The 24,809-nt window shown below is 60.7% G+C and carries 21 protein-coding genes and 1 pseudogene; 11 read left to right on the top strand and 11 right to left on the bottom strand.

Going from position 1 to position 24,809, the window contains the following annotated elements; all coding sequences use genetic code 11:
* Position 1: 1 nt before the first annotated feature.
* The 9 genes from ACYQ47_RS01900 to pdxR all read right to left on the bottom strand — a co-directional run bounded on the left by ACYQ47_RS01900 (position 2) and on the right by pdxR (position 9,910).
* Positions 2–1,231 (bottom strand): HlyD family efflux transporter periplasmic adaptor subunit, encoded by a 1,230-nt coding sequence (locus tag ACYQ47_RS01900; RefSeq protein WP_244828543.1) that lies wholly within the window; start codon positions 1,229–1,231, stop codon positions 2–4.
* Positions 1,232–1,309: 78 nt separating this feature from the next.
* Positions 1,310–2,161, bottom strand: coding sequence for a lysophospholipid acyltransferase family protein (locus ACYQ47_RS01895; protein WP_459904312.1), 852 nt, complete (start codon positions 2,159–2,161; stop codon positions 1,310–1,312).
* Positions 2,162–2,906: 745 nt separating this feature from the next.
* The gene (locus ACYQ47_RS01890; RefSeq protein WP_459904311.1) at positions 2,907–3,062 is read right to left on the bottom strand and encodes a hypothetical protein; all 156 of its coding nucleotides are present in this window, start codon (positions 3,060–3,062) and stop codon (positions 2,907–2,909) included.
* Positions 3,063–3,197: 135 nt separating this feature from the next.
* The gene (locus ACYQ47_RS01885) at positions 3,198–3,716 is read right to left on the bottom strand and encodes a fimbrial protein (RefSeq protein WP_244828555.1); all 519 of its coding nucleotides are present in this window, start codon (positions 3,714–3,716) and stop codon (positions 3,198–3,200) included.
* A gap of 74 nt (positions 3,717–3,790) precedes the next feature.
* Positions 3,791–4,897 (bottom strand): fimbrial protein, encoded by a 1,107-nt coding sequence (locus ACYQ47_RS01880; RefSeq protein ID WP_459904310.1) that lies wholly within the window; start codon positions 4,895–4,897, stop codon positions 3,791–3,793.
* Positions 4,898–4,909: 12 nt separating this feature from the next.
* Positions 4,910–6,430, bottom strand: a complete 1,521-nt coding sequence (locus ACYQ47_RS01875; RefSeq protein ID WP_459904309.1) for a fimbria/pilus outer membrane usher protein — start codon at positions 6,428–6,430, stop codon at positions 4,910–4,912.
* Positions 6,431–6,586: 156 nt separating this feature from the next.
* Positions 6,587–7,330 (bottom strand): fimbria/pilus periplasmic chaperone, encoded by a 744-nt coding sequence (locus tag ACYQ47_RS01870; protein ID WP_250526592.1) that lies wholly within the window; start codon positions 7,328–7,330, stop codon positions 6,587–6,589.
* A 116-nt stretch (positions 7,331–7,446) separates the two neighbouring features.
* Complete coding sequence (locus tag ACYQ47_RS01865; protein WP_244828565.1) at positions 7,447–7,992, bottom strand: fimbrial protein; 546 nt, start codon at positions 7,990–7,992, stop codon at positions 7,447–7,449.
* Between the two features lie 415 nt (positions 7,993–8,407).
* Positions 8,408–9,910: a MocR-like pyridoxine biosynthesis transcription factor PdxR gene (gene pdxR, locus ACYQ47_RS01860; protein WP_250493223.1), complete on the bottom strand. Its 1,503-nt coding sequence runs from the start codon at positions 9,908–9,910 to the stop codon at positions 8,408–8,410.
* 216 nt (positions 9,911–10,126) lie between these two features.
* Here pdxR and ACYQ47_RS01855 point away from each other — a divergent pair, with 216 nt between their 5' ends.
* The 4 genes from ACYQ47_RS01855 to ACYQ47_RS01840 all read left to right on the top strand — a co-directional run bounded on the left by ACYQ47_RS01855 (position 10,127) and on the right by ACYQ47_RS01840 (position 14,553).
* Positions 10,127–11,224 carry an ABC transporter ATP-binding protein gene (locus tag ACYQ47_RS01855; RefSeq protein WP_459904308.1) on the top strand — a complete coding sequence of 366 codons (1,098 nt, stop codon included), beginning with the start codon at positions 10,127–10,129 and terminating at the stop codon, positions 11,222–11,224.
* An 85-nt stretch (positions 11,225–11,309) separates the two neighbouring features.
* Positions 11,310–12,350, top strand: coding sequence for an ABC transporter substrate-binding protein (locus ACYQ47_RS01850; RefSeq protein ID WP_250466692.1), 1,041 nt, complete (start codon positions 11,310–11,312; stop codon positions 12,348–12,350).
* Positions 12,351–12,446: 96 nt separating this feature from the next.
* Entirely contained in the window at positions 12,447–13,709 is a 1,263-nt protein-coding gene (locus ACYQ47_RS01845) for an ABC transporter permease (protein ID WP_250510277.1), read from the top strand.
* A gap of 4 nt (positions 13,710–13,713) precedes the next feature.
* Positions 13,714–14,553: an ABC transporter permease gene (locus ACYQ47_RS01840; RefSeq protein ID WP_250493220.1), complete on the top strand. Its 840-nt coding sequence runs from the start codon at positions 13,714–13,716 to the stop codon at positions 14,551–14,553.
* 383 nt (positions 14,554–14,936) lie between these two features.
* On the opposite strand, the pseudogene ACYQ47_RS01835 reads toward ACYQ47_RS01840, so the two are convergent.
* Positions 14,937–15,059, bottom strand: a pseudogene (locus tag ACYQ47_RS01835) (2-oxo acid dehydrogenase subunit E2); the annotation flags it as partial.
* A 368-nt stretch (positions 15,060–15,427) separates the two neighbouring features.
* Here ACYQ47_RS01835 and ACYQ47_RS01830 point away from each other — a divergent pair.
* Positions 15,428–15,901, top strand: coding sequence for a DUF3331 domain-containing protein (locus ACYQ47_RS01830; protein WP_250466687.1), 474 nt, complete (start codon positions 15,428–15,430; stop codon positions 15,899–15,901).
* A gap of 91 nt (positions 15,902–15,992) precedes the next feature.
* On the opposite strand, the gene ACYQ47_RS01825 is transcribed toward ACYQ47_RS01830, so the two are convergent.
* Positions 15,993–16,607: an NAD(P)-dependent oxidoreductase gene (locus ACYQ47_RS01825; protein WP_250493219.1), complete on the bottom strand. Its 615-nt coding sequence runs from the start codon at positions 16,605–16,607 to the stop codon at positions 15,993–15,995.
* A 433-nt stretch (positions 16,608–17,040) separates the two neighbouring features.
* On the opposite strand from ACYQ47_RS01825, the gene ACYQ47_RS01820 reads away from it, so the two are divergent.
* The 6 genes from ACYQ47_RS01820 (at position 17,041) to bcsB (ending at position 24,808) form a co-directional block, all read left to right on the top strand.
* Positions 17,041–17,238 carry a hypothetical protein gene (locus ACYQ47_RS01820; protein WP_244828575.1) on the top strand — a complete coding sequence of 66 codons (198 nt, stop codon included), beginning with the start codon at positions 17,041–17,043 and terminating at the stop codon, positions 17,236–17,238.
* Between the two features lie 607 nt (positions 17,239–17,845).
* Entirely contained in the window at positions 17,846–18,304 is a 459-nt protein-coding gene (gene bcsD, locus ACYQ47_RS01815) for a cellulose biosynthesis protein BcsD (protein ID WP_459904307.1), read from the top strand.
* A gap of 157 nt (positions 18,305–18,461) precedes the next feature.
* Positions 18,462–19,322, top strand: a complete 861-nt coding sequence (bcsP, locus tag ACYQ47_RS01810; protein WP_459904306.1) for a cellulose biosynthesis protein BcsP — start codon at positions 18,462–18,464, stop codon at positions 19,320–19,322.
* Positions 19,319–20,104 carry a cellulose biosynthesis protein BcsQ gene (bcsQ, locus tag ACYQ47_RS01805; RefSeq protein ID WP_250466681.1) on the top strand — a complete coding sequence of 262 codons (786 nt, stop codon included), beginning with the start codon at positions 19,319–19,321 and terminating at the stop codon, positions 20,102–20,104. Before bcsP ends, bcsQ begins: the two co-directional genes overlap by 4 nt.
* Entirely contained in the window at positions 20,101–22,317 is a 2,217-nt protein-coding gene (gene bcsA / locus ACYQ47_RS01800; protein ID WP_459904305.1) for a UDP-forming cellulose synthase catalytic subunit, read from the top strand. The genes bcsQ and bcsA overlap by 4 nt, the downstream gene beginning before the upstream one ends.
* A 10-nt stretch (positions 22,318–22,327) precedes the next feature.
* A complete protein-coding gene (gene bcsB, locus ACYQ47_RS01795) occupies positions 22,328–24,808 on the top strand; it encodes a cellulose biosynthesis cyclic di-GMP-binding regulatory protein BcsB (RefSeq protein WP_250509904.1) in 2,481 nt (826 codons plus the stop codon).
* Position 24,809 lies beyond the last annotated feature (1 nt).

Genomic DNA, 24,809 nt, shown 5'->3' with positions numbered 1-24,809 from the left:
ATCAACCTCTCAGCATTCGGAACAAGGGCGCCAGCACCCATTCGGCAATCGTCCTTCGCTCGACGACGATGCTCGCCGTCGCCCGCATCCCCGGCAAAATCTTGAAATGCTGTCCCTCGAAGTCGAAGGTGTTGCCGCGCAGCGTGGCCCATGCGAGGTAATCGCCTTCGCCTTCTTTCGAGCTATCCGTCTGTTCGGTCGGATCGGGCGCGCCTGGTGTGCCGGGTGGACTGGGCGGGCTCGCCGGCAGCACGGTGGTGCCGGAGATGGAGTCGATGCGCGCCTCGTACGTGCCAAATTTGGCGTACGGGAATGCATCGAACTTGAGCCGCACGATCTGACCTTCGCGCACGAAACCGCGACGCCGAGAAGGAATGCTCAACGCGGCGCGCAAGGGCCCGCTCTCGTCTGTCGCGATGACCATCGCCACGTCGGCCGTCGTCAACATGCGGCCCGCGACGAGGCCCGAAAACGTGACCGTGCCGCCCTTCGGCGCGGACACGGTCGCGTCCTGACGTTCGCGTTCGAAGCGCGTGCGCACGTCTTGCACGTCGCGCTCATGTTGCGCGTCGAGGCCGCGCAATTGCGCTTCGAGATCGGCTTGCGTGCTGCTCGACGCGCTGACTTCGCCCGCCAGTTGCTGCTGACGCGCGACGCTTTGCGCGGCCGTCGCCTTGCCCTGATGAACATCCGCGCGAGCCTGTTCGACCTTGTCGGCGGCAACGTAATCCGCCACCGAATCCAGACGCGCCAGCCGCTGCTGGAACTCGCCGACCAGTTGATTGTTCTGCGCGATCTGCGCGTTGAGCGCCCCAAGCTCGGCGCGGCGGCTTACTGCTGTCAGGCGCGCCGATTCGCGCTGCGCATTCAACTGGATGCGGCGCTCGTTGTACTGCGCGTCGATGGAGCGAATCTGGTCATCGCGCATTTGCTCGTCGAATACTTGTCGGCGACGTCCGTCTGTCGTCAGCGAGAAATCCCGCTGCAGCCGAAAGAGCGGCGTGCCGGGCTGCACCTTTTCGTCCGTGCGCGCGTAGATGCCCGACACCAGTCCACTCAAGCCTTGAATCTTGACCTCGGACGGGGACATGACTTCGCCACTGACATCCTGCTTCAGTTCGACCTGATGGAAGAACGCGAAAGCGACGGCGGCGACAGTAAAAATGGACGTCGCGTAGGCTATCCATCGCCACGGGACGTCTTTGAATTCGGGAAGATCGGTCGGCTGCATGAGAATGAAGGCTGGCTTCGCTGCGTGGTCTGACCCGGTCTGCACCGGGTGCGTGACGCGCAGATTCGGTTGCGCTGATTAGCGATTGGGAGCGAACGAATACATGGCGGGATGCCCGCCCGGAGTCCACTGCTGATAGTTATCGGTCAGCGCGCTTTCGATGTAATTTGCGAGCCGCTGGGGCGCGTCGGGCGCGGCGAGCGGAATGTGGTCGAAGATATGCGCCTCGAAATGTCCGCGCTCGAAGCGCAAATAAAACGGCAGCAACAGCGCATTGAAACTCTCGCCCATGCGGAACACGCCGTTATGAACACGCGCGCTGCGTCCGAACATTCTGACCTCGGCGGTCTCCATGGGATAACGATGCATGGTGAATGGCGGCACGTCGGAGAACAGCACGACGACGCCATCGCGTTTCAGCGAACGCGCCACGCGCACGCCAAGACCATTGCGATTCGCATCACCATAGGTGTAAAGCACTTTAATGCCGGGAATGAGCTTATGATCGTCGCCATATTGATTCCTTGGCACGCCCGAAACCACCGAAAGCGACTTCAGGTCGAGCAAGGCGACAAGCCGCTCGACGATATAAATATTCGCGTATTGCGAGACATAGTGAAAGGGCGAGACAAACACGGGCTGATTCGGCACATCGCGTTTGAGTTGCCTGATTCGCGCCGCCAACTTCTCCGCGATTGCGTCTAACTCGGGCAGGGCTTCGTGCTTGCGAATATCGCGGCCGAAATAAATGCGCTGGTCGATCAATTTTTCCAGTTGCGCTGCCGCGCGTGAACGCTTTATTTGCAAGGCTGGCAAATGCAGGATATCGCGCGCGATCTCTGCGCGAATGTTTCCGTGCGCGCGGCAGACGGCATTGAATAAACCGTTGACGCGGAGCATGATATTCGCGAGCTGTTCCGCTTTGGTCATCGGAATACGTCCGATAACCGCGCGCTTTACGCGATGTCGACACACCGCGAGCCACTTTCTCAGCATTGGGCGCAACGATGCCATGGTATTTTCTGTCAGATATTGAGAAAGCGGATCTCGCACTCTTAGGCGAGATTGGATACAGCGCGGATTATCCGTTCTTTACCCTTGCGATGACCTCTCGCGGAGAGCAAACCAGGAGAGGTCAAAAGCCAAGCAATCAACCGCCAGCACTACCCTGTTGGCCACCACTTACCGCCGCCCGGGAAGTGCTAAGCGGATATTCGATTTAGCCCGTGATGTAGATGTTGATCACGGTTTGCGACTTAGCCGACGAACCCTTGTTGCAGCCGCCTGCGATGTCAGCGTGTTGGAGTGCGTTACGTTCGATTTTTTGCATGATTGCCTTGAAACTATTTTTAGATTGACGATACGCGCAAGAATTCAAGTATGAGGTTCTTGCGAATTACATTGCCTTCGATATCCGAATCTTGCTGAATATCAAAGGAAGGCGAATGATACGGCATCCCGAAACGAATTTAAACTTCGATAATTCCGAAAAATAAACAAGTCAACGGTTTAGTTATATGTCTATAGGCAATCAAATGTAGTTGTAATTGCCGAGAAGCCAGTGTTGATTGCTCCCGCTCAACTTTCATAGATATCGTGGAACGTTTTCAAGGGAGAACGACAACGGGGCCACTGGCCCCGTCGTTCAATCGCTTCTTTGGACAGACTGAAACCGTCAGCTGACCGCTACAGAGATTCTTGCCTTGTCGTTAAAGTTACCAGACGTAATGGAGATGGAAACGTTAGTATTTGAACTGGAATTGCTCGACGCCTTGGCTTCACCACCGGCGATATAGCATTCGCCCAGCGCATCTCGATCGATCTTGTGCATAAATATGGTCCTGTTTGTTGCTAAGTAGGAAGGTTTGCTTGAGCCAGTTTTAACAGGCAATCAGAGACTACATACCGACTCCGTGGAATCAAATAAGTAGTTTTGCCAGCTATGTTTAACGATGCGATTGAAACCTTAGTTATATGTGAAGTTCACCGTAGCCGATGCCGTGACCGTGCCGCCGGTCATCGTGCCGAGCCTATAGTATTGGGCGACCATCGGAACGGTCATCGAACCCGAAGCGTCCGCTGCGCCCAGCGTGAGCGCGCTATTCAACGCGAGAGGCGAACCCGTACTGTCACCCACATTCGTGGCCTTGAGCAATTGCACGCCCACTTGCGCAGCAGTACCCGTGTTTTTCAGGACGCTTGCCACCGTGTCGATGGTTCCATTGACGGTCATTCCTATATTCGTGCCGGCCGCGCAACTGACCAGCTTGACATTGAACGCCTGCGCGGAGTTGGTTGCGCCAACGGCTGCAAAGTCGGTCGTTTTAGCCTGTTGAAGCGTGATTGTCTGATTAACGGAATCCGTATCCACCGTGCATGTCGGCAAGATGATCGTTCCGGTGAAATTGAGCGTGGCATCGGCGGCAAATGACGAATGCGCGGCAACGAGTGCAAGCGCGGCCACGCCGGTTTTCAAAAGCTTCATTCGAGTTTCTCCTTTGTGTTGATGAGCGGTCAGACAGTGCGCGGCGATATCTCAGGCAAATTCGCCGCGCGTTGTCACAGATAAAGCACGGTCAAAGTCATCGTGGCGTTGGCGGGTCCCGCACTCAGCGCGCCGGTGCGGTAATAACGGGCCGTCATGGGAAGCGTGTAACTGCTATTGCGCGTGCCGTCGAATCCGCTCAACGTGCGGTTGACGCCAAAGCCGAATACCGAGCCCGTGCTGTCATACAGCTGGATGCCCACGCCGCCCGCACTCGGACTGCCATTCAGCGCGGCCACGTCGGTGAAGCCGGCAATGGTTCCGTTAGTCGGATCGATCCGGTACTGCACGCTGTGGATCAATCCAGCCGACGTATTCGGCACCGCCGCACCGGCCGGGCAATTGTTGAAGCTCAGATTGAAGCCGATGACCTTGCTAGGCGCGGCTCCGACGGATGGCAGGTCGGCTGGTCCCTGCGTTCCCATTGGCACGGTCACGTCCGGTGTCTCGCAGGTCAGAACGGTGATCACGACCGGCGTGATGTTGAAGTCGATCACCCCGGCGGACAGCACGTTGCCAGCGGGCGGTGGTGTCAAGGTCTGCCAGGAGAAAGCCTGGGCGATCGTTCCCGAGAGTGTGCCGGGTGTCACGTCTCCGATCTTCACCAAAGCCACGATCAATTGCCCGCCGTTGTAGATCGTGCCGGGGTAGTTCCATTGCGAACCCATCTTTTCGAACGAGCGAAGGTTCGTCTGTCTGCCATCGGGGACGACGTAACCGCCCATCGCGATGCCTATACCCGGCACAGTGGTCGGGTACACAGCGAACGCGACGCCGTTGTAGGTCACGGTATATGTGGTTCGACTGTCCGTCGTCACTCCCGCGGTCTCGAAGTCGGTCCCCGTGTACACGGAGCCAACCACGGTGCACGTGTAATAGTCGCTCTTCAATGGCGACAGTGACCATGCGGTCAAGATCGACCCATTTGGCAGATCGCGCGCCACGGCCACAGCGGCGGGCATCGCAAGCGTGAACGCACTGTAGTTGGACCGGCAAGTAGCGGAATCCGCATATGCATTCGCCGGTAGCAGCGCCCACGCGACGAGCCAGCACAGCAGAGCGCGCACCAGCGCCGAGGCGACCTTGTCGATCGTACCCATGTGGTTTTCTTGTTTAATCATCGCGTCTTCTCCTCACTGACACACGCCATCGCCGATGGAGATCGAATTGGGTTTGGTTGCGTCGACGGACTGCGGCAGCTGATAGCGCACCACGCAACGCTGGCTGGCTCCGTCGCCCCACTTCACGTTCAACGCGCCCGCGTCCGCCTTCAACCCGGTAGCGATGATGCGGCTGCCTTGCGCCACGGTACCGACGGTGTGGGCGTCGCCGTCGAACACCTCGGCGCCGAATGGCAGCGGCGTGCCATCGGCCTGCGTCACGCGCATGCCGGAGAAATACATATCTCCGCCGATCATGCCGCCGTAGAGCGTCACGAGATTGTTGACGCCGTGCTGCACCGTTGCCTGCGAGACGAACGGATGAATATCGATACTCGGATCGCGGTACTGACCGATGGTCGCGCTATAGCGCGTGACGCCGGGTCGCAACGCGTTCACCGCCGCCGCGTAAGGCACGGTGGAAATGTGCTGCGAGCCGTCGGCTTCCGTGACGATGACATCAAGATTGCCGCCGTAACCCGTCGGATAAAGATCGTTGATCTCGAATGCGCCGGGCGCGACGGTCGTCTCGTAGATGATGTTGCCGTTCTGCCTGACCTGCACCCGCGCGTTGCTGTTTGCAATGCCGTGCACCACGGGCGCATAGCCGCGCTGCGACTCGGGATACATGCGGTCGTCGGTGCCGAGCGTGACGCCGCGCACTCCGTAGCTGTCGAACAGCGCGCCGTCCGTGAAGGTATCGCCGGCGGTAAGCTGGCTCTTGATGTCCCTGAACGAACGCTGCACGTAAGTCTGCACGCTCTGATAGTGCTGACCGCCGATGGTGTTGTGCGTCAGGTTGCCCTGATAGCGAAAGCGCCACGGTCCCGCATTGATGCCGCCGATCAGCCCGAGATACTGCGAGTCGTTGTTGTATCCGCCGGACGAGCTGTGATAAACGTTCGCGTTGTACTGCAGCGTGCCCGCGTTGATGCCGTCGTCCCAGTACTTCGGATCGACGTAGCCGCGTGCGCGGGAATTCATCGCGATTTGCGGAACGGAGACGTCGAGACGCTGCTCGCCGTTGTCGAACGACGCGGTTGCTCCAGCAATGAGATCGGGCAACGTAAGGCAGGCATCGCCCGCGTTATCGAGCTTCGCCGATGCCTCCGGCGAGAGCTTGCGCAGATCGACACCCATGCGATCGAGCAGGTCCGCATTCACGCAAGGCTGCATGGCGACAACACCCGTGCCTGCGCCCGCCTCGCGGATATCGATATCGAACTTGCCTTTCCAGACGGCGTTCACGTAGGTATCCGCGCGATACGTGCCGGGCAGAATCTCTTGTCCCTTGTTGAAGCGCGATATGTCCAGCTTTTCGCCGCTGCCGTTTTCGAGGAATTGTTCGTTGAATTCGACTGCCGCGATCTGCTGGGTAGAATCGGCCCATGCGTGAGCACTCACGCCCATTGCGGCCAATGCCTGAAGCGTGAACAGGCTGATGGGTCTCAGGCGCATGCCGGACACATGAGCGCTTCGGTATTGCATATTCATTTAGTCTTCCGAAATTACGGCAACAGCGTGACTCGGCACGCTATGCGGCATGCTCCGAGTTCATCCTTAACGAGTGATGGCGACGTTCAGCGCAACGCTGCGCTATCGCGGGGAATCGGCCTGCTGGGCAGGCCCGCCGAAAAGCCTGCGAATGACTCAGGGCGCCAGATTGGCATCGCCGTCCTGCGGGCCGCCGTAGTCGTTGATCGCGGTATAGCGAATCTTCGTGCTGTTCGCGGGCACCTCGCCCTTGAGCGGAAAAGCCCTGCTTTCGCCCGGGCCTACCATGCCGCCGTCAGTGAACTCCGATGCACTCGCGCCGTTGCTAACCTGCACGCGGTCGAACGACACGTGATACTGCGTGGGGTTACTCGCCTCGATCGAGTTCTTGCCGCCATCGTGTTTGAGATGCCACACGATCTGTCCTGGCGCGTCCGTTGCCTGGCCTTTGAGGCCGCTCGGGCGATAGAAAAACTTGATGCGCGTGCGAAATGCAAGCTGCAGCTGGTTCGCGCTCGCTTCGTCGCCCGTGGGTTTCGGCGGCACTTCGAGCACGTTCAAATAGAAGATGCTTTCCTTGTCCGCAGGCAAAGGCTCGCCCGTCGACATGATCCGCAAGGTCTGCGATTTACTCGGATCGATACGCATGATCGGTGGCGTGATGGTGAACGGCACGTCGATGGCGTCCGGCTTGATGTTCGGATCGCCCTTGTCCATCCACACCTTGGTCAGGCCGGGAAGCTTGCCGTTGTTGGTCAGCTTCACCGTGACTTCGGAATCGCTTTGATTGAAGACGACGCGCGTGCCGGCAATCACCACCGACGCATTCGCGGAAGGAATGAACCCTTGCATCGCGACGATAAATGCCGCGGTCGTTATGAGTCTCTTTGCCACTTTCATGTTGACGTAATGCCCGAAACGGAGCGCGAGTGTAAAGATAAAGCGGGCTCGCGCCCGCATATGTACGGGTCTTCAACCGATGATCGCGCCGAAGACCCCGTTCCACTACCGCAAGATCACATGTAGTCGATGCTGTAGATCACGGACGAGTTGGCTGCGCCAGCGGTCGTCGCGCCCGTCGCGTAATACTGAACTTGATAGCTGAGCGATGCCGCGCCGCTGGAGATGTCGGCCGACTTCACGTTCTGCAGCTCACGCGAGTAGCCTGCCTTGATCATCGAACCATCGGAGTTCAGGAGTTGCAGCTTGACGTTGCCCGCGCCGCCCGTGGCCACGATCAGGCGACCATCGTTCGCATCGACCGTTGCACCGGCTTCATAGAACACGCCCGCTTCGCTCGTTGCCGTAACCGGCGCGCAACCCGTCAACGCGATGTTGTACGAAGTCGTGCCGGCCGTCTGGCCCGATGCCGTCAGGGTCGACGTGGAAACGGTCGGCAGCGTGACCGTGAAGTCCTTGCTGCTGGTGCCGTTGCCGTTGATCGTGCAGGTCGTGGCCGTCAGCGCGCCATTGAACGTGATGGTGCCGTCCGACGCGAACGCGGCGCTTGCTACGAGGCCCAGTGCTGCGGCGACCATCGCCGAGATCAAGGATTTTTTCATTTGGATGTGCTTATTAAAATTGACAGGGATGGGTCGTCAGATCAAGCTGAACGTTCGGCCGCGAAAGGCGGTCGCCCACTCCTCGAACTTGACGCCCAAATGCCGCATCTCGGCTTCCAGGTTTGCTACAGATAGACATCCGCTTGCGCGTTACGTTTATCTCGTCTGGTTGAAATGCGAAGCGCAACGATAATCGAGACCGTCGAGAAACGGCACTCGATTTTTCCTAATTTGTCAGGGAATAGTTAGTGATGCGATAAATGCTGCCTGACGCAAGCAGCAGCTATCTTCGACGTGACTTTAGTCAGCGAACATCCGACGGCATGCAAGGCGCTCGCCTGCTTCGATTGCGCTTCAGCAGTTATCTTGACCGCCCCGCCGCGGTAACGGGCGCAATGGTGCCAACGAGCCGTCATCACACCTGCATCGCCGGCGAGAGCGCCATCTCGATCGATTCGGCGAGCTTCGCAAACGCGGGCGCGATCTCATCGTTCGGCACGCACGCGTAACCGAGCATGAGACCGGGACGCGCGGCATCCGTGTTCATGTAGTAATTGGCAAGCGGACGCGTCACCACGCCCGCCGTCATTGCGTGACGCGTGATTTCGCGGTCGTCGACGTGTTCCGGCATGCCCAGGACGAAGTGCAGTCCGGCCTGATCGCCGTGCACCGCGAGCGTATTGCCGAACCGCGCGCGAATGGCGTTGATGAGCAATTCCCTTCGTTCGCCGTATAGCCCGCGCATGCGCCGCACGTGCGAGGTGAGATGCCCGTCGAGAATGAATTCGGTGAGCACGGCCTGCTGCATCAGTTGCCCTTCGCGATACAGCTCCGCGACGCCCGTGCGAAACGTATCGACGAGATTTTCCGGCACCACCATATAGCCCATGCGCAAACCGGGGAACAGCATCTTGCCGAGACTGCCGACATAGATCACCTGTCCGGCGTCGTCGAGTCCCTGCAGCGACGAAAGCGGCCGGCTGCCATAGCGAAACTCGCTGTCGTAATCGTCCTCGATGATCCACGTGCCATGTTGCCGCGCGAACTCGAGCAAAGCGCGACGCCGCGCGAGACTCATTACCATGCCGAGCGGATACTGATGCGAAGGCGTAACCAGCGCGATACGCGGCGGCGTGGCCATGTCACGCGCGTTCGGATTCAAGCCTTCGTCATCGACGGGCACGGGCACGAGCAACAGCCCGGACGACTGCAGGACGCTTCGCACGCCCCAGTAACACGGTTCTTCGACCCACGCGCGGTCGCCGAAATCGGTGAGCAGACGCACGGTCAGATCGATCGACTGATGGATGCCCGTCGTGATGATGATCTGATCGGGCGAGCACTTGACCGAGCGCGCGACACGCAAATAGTCCGACAACGCGCGCCGCAGCGGCCGATAACCGCCGCCGGGCGCATAGGTCAGCAAATCGGGATTCGCGCGCTTCCAGAGCCGCGCTTGCAAGCGGCTCCAAGTTTGCGCGGGAAACTCGCGTACATCGGGCACGCCGGGCATGAACGCGCCCCACTGTTTCGGCGATACCCCCGCCTGCGAGATCAAGCGCGCGCCGCGTTGCGAAATCGCGCAGGGCTTCTGAGCGGCGTCGGCGCTCGACTTGGCGCCCGGCTTCGCAGCGGCGCGTTCGCGCGGCGCCGTATCGGCCACATAGGTGCCGCTGCCGGTCGTCGACGTGACATAGCCTTCGGCCGTCAACTGGTCGTACACGTGCAGCACGGTATTGCGCGCGATGCCGAGATCGCTTGCCAGCATGCGCGAACTCGGCAGCTTGGTGCCGGGCGCAAGTTGACCGGTCAGGATGGCCTGCTGCATGAGTTCCAGCATCTGCCGGTACATCGGCTCCGCCTGCGAGCGTTCGACGAGTCGCGTACTCAGCCAGTCCGCGAGGATGATGGTATCCATGAATTTCCCCGAGCCCTCAGGAACCTCGCCAGAAGGCAAAGTGGTTCCAAGTTGAATATTGAAATGGCTCCACATTGTAGAACCGTCACGGGCTATAGTTATCGCAGGCAGTGGAAAAATTTCCGAGCGCCGCAAAGGCGCCGGTCAGGCGCCGTAGAGGCTTGATACAGGCCGCTCCCAGCTACAACGCATCGATTTCCGAAGGAGACACGGAAGATGAAATCCGATCAGGTGATCGTCAGTTTTCGCGGCGTTAGAAAGACTTATGACGGGGAAACCCTAGTCGTCAAATCGCTCGACCTCGACATCTATCAGGGCGAATTCCTCACGCTGCTCGGGCCATCGGGTTCGGGCAAGACCACTTGCCTGATGATGCTCGCGGGCTTCGAATTCCCTACTGGCGGCGAGATCTGGCTAGACGGCAAGTTGCTCAACAAGGTGCCGCCGCATAAGCGCGACATCGGCATGGTGTTTCAGAACTACGCCTTGTTTCCGCATCTTTCCGTGCAGCAGAACGTGGAATATCCGCTGACGGTTCGCAAGATGTCCGCCGAGGAACGCGCGCATCGCGTCGACAACGCACTCAGGATGGTGCGCATGGAGAGCTTCGCGAAACGTTACCCGGCGCAATTGTCGGGCGGTCAGCAGCAGCGCATCGCGCTCGCGCGCGCGCTCGTATTCGAGCCCAAGCTCGTGCTGATGGACGAACCGCTCGGCGCGCTCGACAAGCAACTGCGCGAGCACATGCAGTACGAACTGAAGTCGTTGCACGAGAAGCTCGGCGTGACCTTCGTATATGTCACGCACGATCAGGGCGAAGCGCTCACCATGTCGGACCGCGTCGCGGTATTCGACAAAGGCATCGTGCAGCAACTCGATACCGTGGACCATCTCTACGAAGCGCCGTGCAACGAGTTCGTCGCCAACTTCATCGGCGATAGCAACCGCTTGCGCGGCACCATCGAGCAAACACAAGGCGAGTTCTGCGATATCCGCCTGGTCGACGGCACGCGGCTTTCCGGGCTGAATGTCGCGAAGGCGAAGGCGGGTGCGTCGGCTATTGCCTGCATCCGGCCCGAGCGCATGAAGCTCGCGGCCATCCGCGAACAGAACCATGCGACACATAACGCGCTCGCTGGCGAGGCCAAGAGCCTCATCTATTTCGGCGATCACGTACGCATGCGCTGCGGCGTACGCGAACAGGACGAATGCTTCGTGAAAGTGCCACTCGGCAATGCGTTGCTCGATACCTTCACGCCCGGCGCGCCCGTCGCGCTTGAATTCGCTCCCGAGCATTTGCGCGTATTTGCCTAAAGCGGCGCGCGCTTCATCGCTTTTGCTTTGCCTACTCGCAAGTCCACTGCTAACACCAAGCCAAAAAGGAAGAGAGGAAACCACCATGAAGAAGTTCGCACTGTGCTCCATGGCGTCGGCGGCGCTCGTGTGCATGTCGGGCGCATCCGCATTCGCGGCGGAACTGACCGTCGTCAATTTCGGCGGCGCGAACGGCGATGCGCAAAAGGCCGCATTCAATCAGCCTTACGAAAAATCATCGAGTAACAAGGTCACGGCCGTCGAATACAACGGCGAGCAGGCCAAGGTCAAAGCGATGGTCGAAGCGAAGCACGTCAACTGGGATGTCGTCGAAGTCGAATCGGGCGATCTGGGACGCGGCTGCGACGAAGGTCTCTACGAAAAGCTGGACTGGTCGAAGATCGCTAAGAAGTCGGAACTCGTCACCGAATCGCCGCAAACTTGCGGAGCCGGCTTCTTCGTCTGGTCGACGGCGCTCGCCTATAACGCCGACAAGCTCAAGGGCGCGCCGGCCGGCTGGGCAGACTTCTGGGACACGAAGAAATTCCCCGGCAAACGCGGCATGCGCAAGGGTGCGCGCTACAACCTCGAATTCGCGCTGATGGCCGACGGCGTCCCGCCGAAGGATGTCTACAAGGTGCTCGGCACGAAAGCCGGCGCCGATCGTGCGTTCAAGAAGCTCGAAGAACTGAAGCCGAATATCCAGTGGTGGGAAGCGGGCGCGCAGCCGCCGCAATTCCTCGTCGCGGGCGATGTCGTGATGTCGACGGCCTATAACGGACGTATCGATGCCGCGCGCAAGGAAGGCAAGAATCTGAAGGTCGTCTGGAACGGCAGCATTTATGACCTCGATTACTGGGCCATTCCGAAGGGGTCGCCGAACAAGGATGTCGCGACGCAGTACATCGCATATTCGGTGTCGCAGCAGCCGCAGGAAACGTACGCGAAGAACATCGCCTATGGTCCGGTGAACAAGGCGGCTATCGCGGCGCTCGATCCGAAAATCCAGGCCGACATGCCGAATTCGCCCGCCAACGCGAAGAATGCCGTGCTGCAGGACATGGCGTTCTGGACCGATCACGGCGACGAGCTCGAACAGCGCTTCACGGCGTGGTCGTCGAAGTAAGCGTTTTTTGGTGAAAGCACGGCTGCGTTTCGTGCAATGCGAACCGCAGCCAACGCCAAGCCTTTGCATGGATAGGAGACAGAAAGCGTGAACACCATGACGATCGCCGCGGACGACACGCGCGAATCGAGCGCGCGACTCAAGCGCGAACTGAAGCTCGTCGATGCGAAAAAGCGCGCAATGGCGCTCGCGCTGATTGCGCCGCTCGCCATTTTTCTGTTCCTGATCTTCGTGGTGCCAATCGGTGCGCTGCTCACGCGCGCCGTGCAGAATCCCGAAGTCGCGAACGCGCTGCCGCACACGGGCGCGGCGCTCGCAAACTGGGATCGCAAAACCGCGCCGCCCGATGCCGCTTATGCCGCGCTCGCGCAAGATCTCACCGCGATACAGGACGGCGAATCGATGGGGGCGCTCGCTCGCCGACTCAACACCGAGATTCCGGGCTATCGCTCGCTGGTTGCAAAAACTGCCCGCGCGATGCCGCTCGCCGCGGACGACGGCAAGCCGCTCGCCGCGCCGCAGATTCGCGCGAAGATCGTCGAACTGGACGAGCGCTGGAACGATCCCGCGTATTGGCAGGCAATCGCGAAAAACGCCGGTCGATATTCGCCGTTTTATCTGCTCGCTTCGCTGGATCACCGGCAGGACGGTTTCGGCGACATCGAGCATGCAGGTCCGGATCAATCCATCTATTTGAATGTCTTTGGACGCACGTTCGTGATCGGCGTCGCGGTGACGTTTTTCGCGCTGCTGCTCGGTTATCCGCTCGCGTACTGGATTTCCACGCTGCCCGCGCGCCGTGCCAATCTCGTGATGGTGCTCGTGCTGATTCCGTTCTGGACCTCCGTGCTGGTGCGTGTCGCCGCGTGGATCGTGCTGTTGCAGAGCGAAGGGCTCGTCAATAAGGCGCTGCTCGCGAGCGGGCTGATTGGTTCGCCGCTCGCGCTGCTGTTCAATCGCGTGGGCGTTTATATCTCGATGACGCACATTCTTCTGCCCTTCATGATTTTGCCGCTCTATAGCGTGATGAAGTCCGTGCCGCCGACTTATCAGCGCGCGGCTGTTTCGCTCGGCAGTCATCCGTTCGCGGCGTTCTGGCGCGTGTATGTGCCGCAGACTTATCCGGGCATCGGGGCCGGTGTGCTGCTGGTGTTTATCTTGGCGATTGGTTACTACATCACGCCGGCGCTGCTCGGCGGGCCGAACGACCAGATGGTCAGCTACTACATCGCGTATTTCACGAACGTAACGATCAACTGGGGCATGGCTTGCGCGCTCGGTGCGCTGCTGCTTGCCGCGACGCTCGTGCTTTACGTCGTCTACGGTCGATTCACGCGCTCGAACGTAAGCCTGGGGTAAGACAATGAAACTCGCCAAACCGATGTTCGCGCCGCATACATCCGCTATCGAGCGCGTCTGGTATTTCGCATTGCGCGTCATTTGCGTGCTGACGTTGCTCTATTTGATTCTGCCGGTACTTGCCATCGTGCCGCTTTCGTTTTCGTCGAGCACGTTTCTCGTCTATCCCATTCCGGGCTATTCGATGCGCTGGTATCACAATCTCGTCATGTCGGACGAGTGGCGCATGGCGGCAAAGAACAGCTTTATCGTCGCGCCCTCGGCAACGCTCGTCGCGACTATTCTTGGAACGCTCGCGGCGGTTGGATTGACGAAGGCGAATTTCGTCGGCAAGAGCGTGCTCATGGCCGTGCTCATTTCGCCGATGATCGTGCCGGTGATCGTCGTCGGCGTCGGCATGTATTTGTTCTTTGCGCCGCTCGGCATCGCCAACACATATTTTGGGTTAATTCTGGCGCACGCGGCGTTGGGCGTGCCGTTCGTCGTGACCACGGTTGCGGCGACCTTGCAGAACTTCAACATGAATCTCGTGCGGGCGAGTCAGTCGCTTGGCGCAAGTCCGCTGCGGACGTTTTTTCGCGTGACGCTGCCGGTCATTGCGCCGGGCGTGATTTCGGGTGCGTTGTTCGCGTTCGCGACATCGTTCGATGAAGTGGTCGTCACGCTGTTTCTCGCGGGCGCCGATCAGACGACGCTACCGCGTCAGATGTTCACGGGCATCCGCGAGAACATCAGCCCGACGATCGCCGCGTTGGCCACGATTCTGATCGTGTTCTCGACGAGCCTATTGCTGGCGCTGGAGTGGTTGCGGGGTCGTGCGGCGGCGCGTGCGGTTGCGGAGTGATGATCTGCAAGCGGTCCGAGATGGCTCGCCAGATCGAGGCAAAGCATTACCGGCTGAGGCTTCGAGTGGGGCGTCGGCCGCGAAAAGCACGGCAATGCGATGTCGCCGAACTCCGTATTTTCAGGTTTCGGTCGGCGATAAGCGAGAGTTCGGTGTGCTTCTTTGAATGTCGACGCTTTATCCGCAATGTTTTCGCTGCTACGCCAGTCCGCAAGCGTGCCCACGGTTGGCGTGAGGCGCTTGCTGGCTGCGCCTTCGATTGGGCCCGCGACCGCCGAACGACATGCAGTTTGCTAACGCTGAAGTCGCCTTTCCACCGAGGCGCCGCTTGTAGATACTTCATTCATCGCGCGGCAACTGACGCACAGCGCGCGTGAAAATGTGACGCGATGGTCGTGCGACAGCGACAACGGCAACGTGAGACGCGGCACGCACTGCTTGCGTCCCACACCGGCTTCATTGCGCCACGCGACAGACCCAAGGATGGCCAGTTCTTGCGCGTTGACGCTTCGCCGGCCGTCAGATAAAGCCGTCGCTTTCCGGCAGATTCGCATTTAGCGTAACGCGTGGAAGCGCGTGCCCGGCGCATCGGCGCTTCCGGGTCGAAGGACGCGTAAAGCGCCCGCTTACCCGCTTGCCTCATTGCTATGTCGGCCAATTAAGCCGCCAAGGCCGCCACTTTGGAGAACGGTCGTACAATACAGGCGGTCCGCGATCACAAGCGTCCGGCGCTCAAACCCTTATCCAGCAAGCATTCGCTTCGCCTGCGCGCGATTATTCGCGGCAACGGGACAGTGTTTTCACCGATGCACTATTTATCGGAATATGCTTAATAGCGTACGTTCTAGGTCGAGTCAAAGCCTGGAACAATGCCATGACAGCTTTTTCGAAAATTGCAGACCCGTGGTCACAGACGGTTCACCTGCTCGAGGCCGCGCCGCATGACGCCGCCCACACCAGCCCCTCGCAAAAAACCGCGCGTATCGAAGATAGTTTCCTCGACCGCCTGACGCGCGACTGGAACCGCGCGCACCCGCATCCGCGCCCGTCGGATGACCGCCTGCCTTTCCCACAGGCAGTCGTGCGCGTGATCGAGCGGCCGTCCAGCGCGACGGCGCTCGTCTACTGGTCGGACCCAGGTACCTGCCACTATGGTTATCAAGGTTGGCGCGCGACGACGGCGAGCGCCGAAGGCATCTGCTCGCTCTCGGGGATGCCGATTCATCGCGGCGATCAGGTGTATCGCCCGTCACAGCGCGATCCGAAACCGCAGAATGCCTCCGCGATGATTCTCGCCGCAGCCATGCCGGCCAACAGCGAGGAAGTCGAATGCGACGTGCACGACTAAGCTGACCGCTCGGTCGCGCAGCGACGACGGCGACGAGTTCCGGCATCCGTGGGTGTCGGGATCGTCGCCGCCTTGCGTCTATTGGTTGCTGTCAGTAACCGACGGTGAAACGCTGCTTGATATGCGCTCCGCTCTCGAATTCATCGAGAAACGCGATGGCAAAGTCAGCGAAAGAGATCCAGCTTCGGCCATTGTTATCGACGAGCAATTCGTCCACGCCGATACGGAATTTGCGCGTGCGCGGACCGTCGACGAATTCCGCCGACGGCGAAACGAACGTCCATTCGAGTTCGCGCTCGCGACGCAGCGCGTCGAGAAATGCCGCGCCCGCGGCCGCTTCTGAACGGTACATTTCCGGAAAATCGGGCAGATCCAACACGCGCTGGCCCGGCCCAACATAAAGACTCGCCGCGCCGCCCACCACGAGCAAGCGCCTGACGCCCGCGCGTCGAAGCGGCTCGGTGATCGCACTCTCCGACAATGAAGCGAATAGCGCGGCGCTGAAGACGGCATCGTGACCGGCGACGGCTTCGCTTAGCGCGGCCGCATCCGATGCGTCTACATTCTTCGCGGTGACTTCAGGACGCTGGGCGATCTCCGACGTGTTGCGTGCAAGCGCCGTCACCGTGTGTCCGCGCCGCAACGCTTCCTCCAGCAACTTGCTGCCGGCATGTCCGGTTGCGCCAATGATCGCTATTTTGCTCATTGTTGGTTCTCCTTTGTGACACCGCTTTCGCCGGCGATCGAGCCTGCATTTAACTTACCCCACTTCGCAATAAATCGCTCATTCACAAGGCGTTTCGCAACGATTCTTCATCATAGTCGCGTCATACGGCGATCTCGTTTTTCGCCGCGTGTTTAGCTACATTTTTCTCGCTAAAAAGGACGCAAGTTTCGAGCCGAAAAACAGATTTGCAAGACAATTCAGAACATGCTTCGTCATAATCAGAACGCACATTCACACGAGCGCGTCGCCCTTACACTGTAGGGCCCCGTGCTCTTGGGAACATGCAACTGCAGCGGTCATCGGCGCACCGCGCGAAGCACGCTCATCGAGAGCTTCCATCGATTCGTCAATTTGTCATGTCATTGGTTTATATTGCATTTCCTCGCCGCTCCATTACCGGAAGGAGTTAATCGTGAAGAATCCGCAATTACAGGGTGCCATCGAAGGACGCGACAATCCGTCTGGCGAAACCGCCTACGAGTCGCTTCCGGTCAGTGCCGCGCCCGAAGAGTCCGCCGACGAAAACGGTTATTCCGATGCGCTAGACATTCCGCTCGACTACGGCATCGTCATGGATGCAGTTCGAGACGCAGTGCGCGCAAATCCGTGATCGTTGATTGGCCAAGAAAAAAACGCCCCGCTCGGGGCGTTTTTTTTCGCCTGTTGCGCTTTAGAGGCTTGCGTTGAGCCGCGTCGTAAACGGTCACATTGACCGAAATCAATTCAATCTACAGACATTTTTAATTGCCTCGAAACACTAATGTCAGACAAAAAGATGCATTTTGTCTCAACGCAATTAATAAGAGGATTAACCACTTCCTGTGATTGTCAATCCGTATGAATCAGGCCTGACTTTTGTCGTTTGATAATATTAACAAGATGGTACACTCTCGCGTCTGCGACCGCAGAGCCATAGCGGACGGGCCTCCGCCCGAGCTTGTCTAAATTTTGTCGATAAGGGCAGGTTTATTCGAATGCTCGAACTGAGCCGCAATCGCATGTCTATTCGCTCAATGCGATAAAAAAATGCGCTGATAGTCTTTCCACTGGCGAAAAAAAACCCAGTGGGATACCTTCAGACGTGTTTTATCGACTGGACAAACCACCGGATCGGTGCTCTCTCGCGCGGTTAGACAGTCGCAGCGTTCCAGGTAAAAAGAACCGACGAAATTGCAAGAATTCTTGCAGACTCCCTTAGGCCATTCTGAACGGCAACCATGTCAGCTACTTTCGATTACCTCTTCGACCACACGATTTCCAGGCAATGGCGTGGATTTCTTGGCGCGCTTGCGGAGGAGTTCGAAGCGCAGATCGGTCGTGCGGAACTTCGACAGTTGATGCATCGAGTCGGCAGCCGATTCGCCGATGCCCGGCCGCTTCCTCAATGCGATTCGACCGCCGAGCTCGCACACGCGCTGAATGTTTTGTGGCGCGATTCGGAATGGGGCTTCGTCGAATTAGCCGACGAGCGCGAGTATCTGAGCATCGTTCACTACTGCGCGCCGCTGCCGGCGTTCGGAGAAAGCGCGCTTGCATGGACACCGGCTTTTCTTGAAGGCGCTTATCAGCACTGGTTGAGCGGTTTGGGCGCGCAAGGGCTTGCTATTTCCCAGGCAAGCGAATTGAGCAGTGATGGTGCAGTCGAGTTCCGGCTCGCGCGCGCCGCAACGAGATAAGCGACGCAACTGAAGCGGCGCTGCAAGGATTCAATCAATTTCAACGACCGCCGTTATATATGAAGGCAACGGCGATATCGACTGTCCATGCACCGGACAGCGCCAAAAATATTGCATCAGGCCAGTTCGACGCAAGGCACGACGAGGATGCGGCAACATGAATACATCACGCGACATCGAAAAGCTGTTCGATCATTTCGGCGGCAATGCAGGCGACTACCAGGAAATCGGCCGCGAAAACGAGGCCAGGAATGCCCGCACGCGCTGGCCGCTCCTGGCCACGCTCGATTTCGCGCAACCGGCCATCCCGGAAATCGCGCCGCGTCGTGATGTGCAGGCGAGTCCGGTGCACAAGCGCGAGTTTGCGGCACAAGCGGATACCGACCGTGCCACGGCCGCGCCCACGCCAATGCCGATCAATCGCGCCAAGCCGCCGCTTTTCGCGCGTGCGCATCGCCGCACGATTCCGCCCGTCACGCCGCCCGCCGCGCTCGATTCGCTGAGCGCCTTGCGCTTTTCGGCGCTCGCCGACGCCGCGCCGGTTGCCGTCGAGGCGAAGCCTGAGAGCGCGGCACCGATTCCCGATTCCGCTCCAGCGCCTGTCTTTGCGCGTCCGAGCGCGCCGGCGCGGTTTTCGGCGTCGCCCTTCGCGTCTGAACAGGGGAACGCTGGTGCCGTGACACCTCCGGCCATTCTTGCGGCGGAAGCGAGCGGCAGCATCAAAACCGCTTCAAACTCCCTCGCTCGGGAAGGCGCCTCGACCTTCCGCGCTCGCGAAATACCCGCCGCGCTCGACCCGGCTGTGCAAACCCGCACCGGCCCGCGCGAACTGGAAAGCAACGCGCCTTCCATTCTCGGCAAGCTCTTCAAGCCACAAGAGCCACAAGCACCGCAAGCCCCCGAAGGCTCGCTCACCGCGATGTTCGACCGCCTGCGCCAACCGAGCCCGTCATCCGGCGCAACCGATTCCGCGCAGCCGAACCGCGCCCTCTTCGCTGCCCGCGTCACACGCTCATGAAAGTCATCACAGTAGTTTCCGCGAAAGGCGGCGTCGGCAAGACCACGCTCGCCGCGAATCTCGCCTCGGTGCTCGCCGCGCGCCATCGTCGCGTGATCGTCGTCGATCTCGATCCGCAAAACGCGCTGCGCTTGCACTTCGGCATTCCGCTCGACAGCATCGACGGCATTTCGCGTGCAACGCTCGCGGGCGACCCGTGGCAGACCGTGATGTTCGATGGCGTCGACGGCGTCACCGTGCTGCCCTACGGCGCGGTGCTGGAAGACGATCGCCGCCGCTTCGAGGCGCTCGTCGACCAGGACCCCGCGTGGCTCGCGCGCTCGCTCGAATCGCTTGCGCTCGATCTCAACGACATCGTTATCGTCGATACCCCTCCGGGCTCGTCGGTTTATACGCGCACCGCGTTGTGCGCCGCGAACTTCGCGCTCAACGTCGTGCTCGCGGATGCCGCCTCCTACGCCGCGATTCCCGGCATGGAGCGCATGATCGACGCCTACGCCGCGCCGCGTCAGGACTTCGGCGGACAGGGCTACGTGGTGAATCAGGTAGACCAATCGCGCCAGTTGAGCAAGGACGTGCTCAAGGTCTTGCGCAACATGCTCGGCACGAAGCTCTTTCCGGGCGTGATCCATCAGGACGAAGGCGTCTCCGAGTCGCTTGCGTGCGACACGACACTCATCCACTACGACCCGCTCTCGCAAGCCGCCGCCGATTTGCGCGCGTGCGGCGACTGGCTTCTCGCCACCGTCGATTCCATGGCCGCTTCGAGGAACGTCGCATGAGCTCCGCCAAGATTCCCTCGCAGGAAATGGAAGTCAGCGTCGCCACGTCGCGGCTGGAACGTTTCGTCGATGCGCGCATCTGGGGCAGCCGCATCCTCACGGTGTTGCTCACGCTGTTCGCGCTGTTCTCGCTCTACTTCGTGGTGACGGTGCCGCTCGCGTTCGGTCAGCAGCTCGCTTTCGCAACCGTTTGCTTTGCCTGCGCGCTCGGCTTCCGGCGTCTGCAAGGCCAGTACGCGACGCTCGTCATGATCATGTTGTCGGTCGTATCGTCGGGACGCTACATGTTCTGGCGTCTGACCGAGACGACCTACTGGGAGCGTCCGCTCGACGCCGCGTGGGGCCTGTTGCTCGTCGCAGCCGAGGTCTACGCCACGCTCGTGCTGCTGCTCGGCTACTTCCAGACCGCGTGGCCGCTCAAGCGCAAGCCGCTGCCGCTGCCCGCCGATCGCAACGACTGGCCGACCGTCGACGTCTTCATTCCGACTTATAACGAACCGCTTTCGGTGGTGAAGCCGACCATCTACGCGGCGCTCGCGCTCGACTATCCGACCGACAAGATCGCGATCCACGTGCTCGACGACGGCCGCCGTCCCGAGTTCAAGGCGTTCTGCGAGGAGGTGGGCGTCAACTGGACGATCCGCACGCATAACCGCCACGCGAAGGCCGGCAACATCAACGAAGCGCTCAAGATCACGAAGGGCGAATACCTCGCCATCTTCGATTGCGATCACATTCCGACACGCTCGTTCCTGCAAATCTGCCTCGGCTGGTTTTTGCGCGACAAGCTCATGTCGATGCTGCAGACGCCGCACCATTTCTTCTCGCCCGATCCGTTCGAGCGCAATCTCGGCACGTTCCGAAAGGTGCCGAACGAAGGCGAACTGTTCTACGGTCTCGTGCAGGACGGCAACGATCTGTGGAACGCGACGTTCTTCTGCGGCTCGTGCGCCGTGCTGCGCCGCTCGATGGTCGAAGAGATCGGCGGCATTGCGGTCGAGACCGTGACGGAAGACGCGCATACCGCGCTCAAGCTGCATCGGCTGGGCTATACCACGGCGTATCTCGCGATTCCGCAGGCAGCCGGACTCGCCACGGAAAGTCTCTCGGGCCACATCGGTCAGCGCATTCGCTGGGCGCGCGGCATGACGCAGATTTTCCGGATCGACAATCCGCTCACCGGCAAGGGCCTGAAGCTCGGCCAGCGGCTGTGTTATCTCAATGGCATGCTGCACTTTTTCTATGGCGTGCCGCGTCTCGTGTTCCTTACCGCGCCGCTCTCGTATCTGTTCTTCGGCGCGCACGTGATCGAGGCGGCGGCGGGCACCATCGCCATCTTCGCGCTGCCGCACATGATGCACGCGAGCATCACCAATTCGCGCATGCAGCGTTCTTTCCGCCATTCGTTCTGGGCCGAAGTGTATGAGTCGGTGCTGGCGTCGTACATCACGGCGCCGACGCTGCTGGCCGTCATCAACCCGAAGCTCGGCAAGTTCAACGTCACGGCCAAGGGCGGCCAGATCGCGAAGGATTACTTCGACTGGGGCATCTCGCGTCCTTATCTGTTCTTGTTGCTGCTGAACCTGCTCGGCTTTATAGCGGGCGTGGTGCATATCGTCATCAACTGGCATATCCGCAGCGAAGTGCAGACCACCGTGCTGAATCTCTGCTGGACCGTCTACAACATGCTGATTCTCGGCGCCAGCGTGGCGGCGGCTAGCGAGCGGCGTCAGGTGCGCAGCACGCATCGCGTGACGATGAAGATGCCCGTCATGCTCAAGTTCTCGACGGGGCGCACGCTGGCTTGCGAGACGATCGACTATTCGGAAGGCGGCGTCGGCGTGAAGCTGCCGAACGACATCGAAGTGCCGATGCACGAACGCGTCACCGTCTCGCTCTTTCGAGGCGACGAGGAATATGCGTTCCCGGCCACGGTCGGCTTCACGGCGAAGGGCCGCGTCGGCCTGCGCTTCTCGCAGCTCACGCGCGAGCAGGAATACGACTTCGTCAAAACCACTTTTGCGCGCGCGGACGCGTGGACCGGCTGGTCCGAAGGACGCCGCCCCGATACGCCGCTGCGCGGCCTTTCGCACGTGCTGCTGGTAGGCACGCGCGGTATCGCGGGGCTTTTCGAGCATCTCTACAGCGACCTTCGGACCTGGACGAGCAAGCGTTCAGTCGACATGAAGAAGCTGAACACCAAAGACCAATAAAGGCACCGGCATGGCGAAGTTGCGTGTTGATCACGATGCGGGCGAGCGCGCGCCGCGTTTTTGCGAACGCCCGCTGGTGCGGGCGCTGGCGTTCCTCGCGGCACTGCAGACCGCGCTTGCCGGCCCGCTCGCGTCCATCGCGGCAGCGGCGGATGCCGTCGCGGCCAACGGCGCGCCGACGCAGCAGGCCACCGGCGTCGGCAGCGTGCCCGCGCCAAGCCCGGCCGTGATCTACAACTCCGCGACGATCGTCCAGCCCGCGCTCGCCATGCCGGTTCCCGCGTTCTCCGGCAAGCCGTCCTCGCCGCTCGCCGCGCGTCTTCCGACTACCGCCGATCCGGGCACGCTCGTTCCCGGCGGCCGTCGTCAGACGCTTACTTTCGTGGACCTCGGCGCGCAGGACCCGCTGCAAATGCGCGGCACCGATGGCCAGAACGGCGTGGCGTTTTCCGTGCGCGGCGACGAAGTCGTGACGGCCGCGGTCCTGCATCTGATCTATAGCTATTCGCCGTCGCTGTTGCCGTCCATCTCGCAATTGAAGGTGCTCGTCAACGGCGAAGTCGCGGCGACCCTGCCCGTGCCGCGCGATCAGGCCGGCACGCTCGTGGCGCGCGATATCGCCATCGATCCGCGCTTCATCACCGAGTTCAATCACCTCAACGTTCAGCTGATCGGCCATTACACGCAGCAGTGCGAGGACCCGTCGAATTCGACGCTGTGGGCGACGGTCAGCAACGCGAGTTCGCTCGATCTCACCTATGCGTCGCTTGCCAGCAAGCCCGATCTCGCCGCGTTGCCCGCGCCGTTCTTCGACCGGCGCGACGTGCGCCGCCTGGAACTGCCGTTCGTCTTCGCGGGCAAGCCGAGCCTGCCCGCGCTCGAAGCTGCGGGCACCGTGGCGTCGTACTTCGGCTCGCTCGCGGGGTATCGCGGCGCGATCTTCCCGGCACAATCCGATAACGTCCCGCTCGCGGGCAACGCCGTCGTGTTCGCCACCGGCGATACGAAAATCGCGGGCGTCGATCTGCCGCCGGTTTCCGGCCCGACCATCGCGGTCGTCGAACGCGATGCCGCCGCGCGCGGGCGCTTGCTGCTCGTGATGGGCCGCGACGACAACGAGTTGAAGACCGCCGCGAAAGCGCTGGGTGTCGGTCGCAACGCGTTCTCCGGCACGAGCGCGACGATCACGCAATTCGCCGATCTGCAACCGCGCCGCCCCTACGATGCGCCGAACTGGCTGCCGTCCGACCGCGCCGTGCGTTTCGGTGAATTGGCCGAAGCGCAGGATCTGACCGCGCGCGGTTACGACGCCGACGCCGTGCGCGTGAACCTGCGTGTGCCGCCTGATCTCTTCATGTGGCAGACCAAGGGCGTGCCGGTCGATCTGAGCTATCGCTACACCGTGCGTCCGGCGCCGGACCGTTCGTCGCTCAATATCAGCGTGAACAATGGCTTCGTGCAGTCGCTGCGCATCCCGGCGGTATCGACTTCGACGTTCGATCTCGGCCAGTACTTCAGCCGCGTGATGCCGGACAAGACCGTGGCCGCGCGCCGCGAGGTTTATCTGCCGCCACTTCTGATCTCGCCGCGCGCGCAGTTGCGCATGCACTTTTACTACGACATTCCGAAGACCGGCGAATGCACCGGCCGTCTGCTCGATAACGTCGTCGGCGCCATCGACCCGAATTCGACCATCGATCTTTCGAGCTTCCCGCATTACATGGCGCTGCCCGATCTGGCCGCGTTCGCCAACGGCGGTTTCCCGTTCACGCGCATGGCCGACCTGTCGCAGACGGCGGTCGTGCTGCCGAACGATCCGAACTCGGCGGACTACAGTCTCTTTCTGCTGGAGATGGGCCGCATGGGGGCGTCGACGGGTTATCCGGTCACGGGCGTCACAGTGACGAGCGCGAACGATGTCGACCGCTTCGCCGACAAGGACTTGCTGGTCCTCGGCTCGCCGGGCCGCCAGCCGCTTCTGCAACGCTGGGCGAAGAACATGCCCTTTTCCGGCGACGGCGACGCGCGCACCTTCCAGCTGAGCGATGTCGCGTTCAAGCTGGTCGACTGGTGGCATGGCGAGCATGGCCCGGAACGTTCTCCGGCGCGCGCCGATCTGTCGCTCGTGAGCTCCAACGGCGACGCGCTTCTCACCGGCTTCGAGTCGCCGTTGAAGAGCGGGCGCAGCGCGGTGGCGCTCATCAGCGCGGCGGGACAGTCGGATGCGGATTTGTCCGCCGCCCTGCTCGACAACGACTTGTTGCCATCCATTCAAGGCGCGATGGCGGTGATCCACGGCCGCACGGTCGCGGTCACGTCCAACGGCGAAGCCTATTACGTCGGCCAGCTTTCGCCCATGCACTACATGCGCTGGGCCTTGTCCGCGCATCCGGTGCTGCTGGTGTTTTCCGCCGTGATCGCCGCGCTCATCATCGCTGCCGTCTTTTATCGTGCGCTGCGCTCGCTCGCCGCACGGCGTCTGAGGGACTGAC

Source organism: Caballeronia sp. HLA56 (assembly GCF_054655155.1).
Note: the sequence above shows the minus strand (reverse complement) of the source record. Positions and strands in the feature narration are given on the sequence as shown.

Coding starts and splice junctions, on each gene's coding strand:
- ACYQ47_RS01825 (WP_250493219.1), bottom strand. CDS start 16,607: ATGAGCAAAATAGCGATCATTGGCGCAACCGGACATGCCGGCAGCAAG.
- ACYQ47_RS01830 (WP_250466687.1), top strand. CDS start 15,428: ATGACAGCTTTTTCGAAAATTGCAGACCCGTGGTCACAGACGGTTCAC.
- ACYQ47_RS01840 (WP_250493220.1), top strand. CDS start 13,714: ATGAAACTCGCCAAACCGATGTTCGCGCCGCATACATCCGCTATCGAG.
- pdxR (WP_250493223.1), bottom strand. CDS start 9,910: ATGGATACCATCATCCTCGCGGACTGGCTGAGTACGCGACTCGTCGAA.
- ACYQ47_RS01890 (WP_459904311.1), bottom strand. CDS start 3,062: ATGCACAAGATCGATCGAGATGCGCTGGGCGAATGCTATATCGCCGGT.
- bcsQ (WP_250466681.1), top strand. CDS start 19,319: ATGAAAGTCATCACAGTAGTTTCCGCGAAAGGCGGCGTCGGCAAGACC.
- bcsD (WP_459904307.1), top strand. CDS start 17,846: ATGTCAGCTACTTTCGATTACCTCTTCGACCACACGATTTCCAGGCAA.
- bcsA (WP_459904305.1), top strand. CDS start 20,101: ATGAGCTCCGCCAAGATTCCCTCGCAGGAAATGGAAGTCAGCGTCGCC.
- ACYQ47_RS01870 (WP_250526592.1), bottom strand. CDS start 7,330: ATGAAAGTGGCAAAGAGACTCATAACGACCGCGGCATTTATCGTCGCG.
- ACYQ47_RS01895 (WP_459904312.1), bottom strand. CDS start 2,161: ATGACCAAAGCGGAACAGCTCGCGAATATCATGCTCCGCGTCAACGGT.
- ACYQ47_RS01845 (WP_250510277.1), top strand. CDS start 12,447: ATGACGATCGCCGCGGACGACACGCGCGAATCGAGCGCGCGACTCAAG.
- bcsB (WP_250509904.1), top strand. CDS start 22,328: ATGGCGAAGTTGCGTGTTGATCACGATGCGGGCGAGCGCGCGCCGCGT.
- ACYQ47_RS01865 (WP_244828565.1), bottom strand. CDS start 7,992: ATGAAAAAATCCTTGATCTCGGCGATGGTCGCCGCAGCACTGGGCCTC.
- ACYQ47_RS01875 (WP_459904309.1), bottom strand. CDS start 6,430: ATGAATATGCAATACCGAAGCGCTCATGTGTCCGGCATGCGCCTGAGA.
- ACYQ47_RS01900 (WP_244828543.1), bottom strand. CDS start 1,231: ATGCAGCCGACCGATCTTCCCGAATTCAAAGACGTCCCGTGGCGATGG.
- ACYQ47_RS01850 (WP_250466692.1), top strand. CDS start 11,310: ATGAAGAAGTTCGCACTGTGCTCCATGGCGTCGGCGGCGCTCGTGTGC.
- ACYQ47_RS01880 (WP_459904310.1), bottom strand. CDS start 4,897: ATGATTAAACAAGAAAACCACATGGGTACGATCGACAAGGTCGCCTCG.
- ACYQ47_RS01855 (WP_459904308.1), top strand. CDS start 10,127: ATGAAATCCGATCAGGTGATCGTCAGTTTTCGCGGCGTTAGAAAGACT.
- ACYQ47_RS01885 (WP_244828555.1), bottom strand. CDS start 3,716: ATGAAGCTTTTGAAAACCGGCGTGGCCGCGCTTGCACTCGTTGCCGCG.
- bcsP (WP_459904306.1), top strand. CDS start 18,462: ATGAATACATCACGCGACATCGAAAAGCTGTTCGATCATTTCGGCGGC.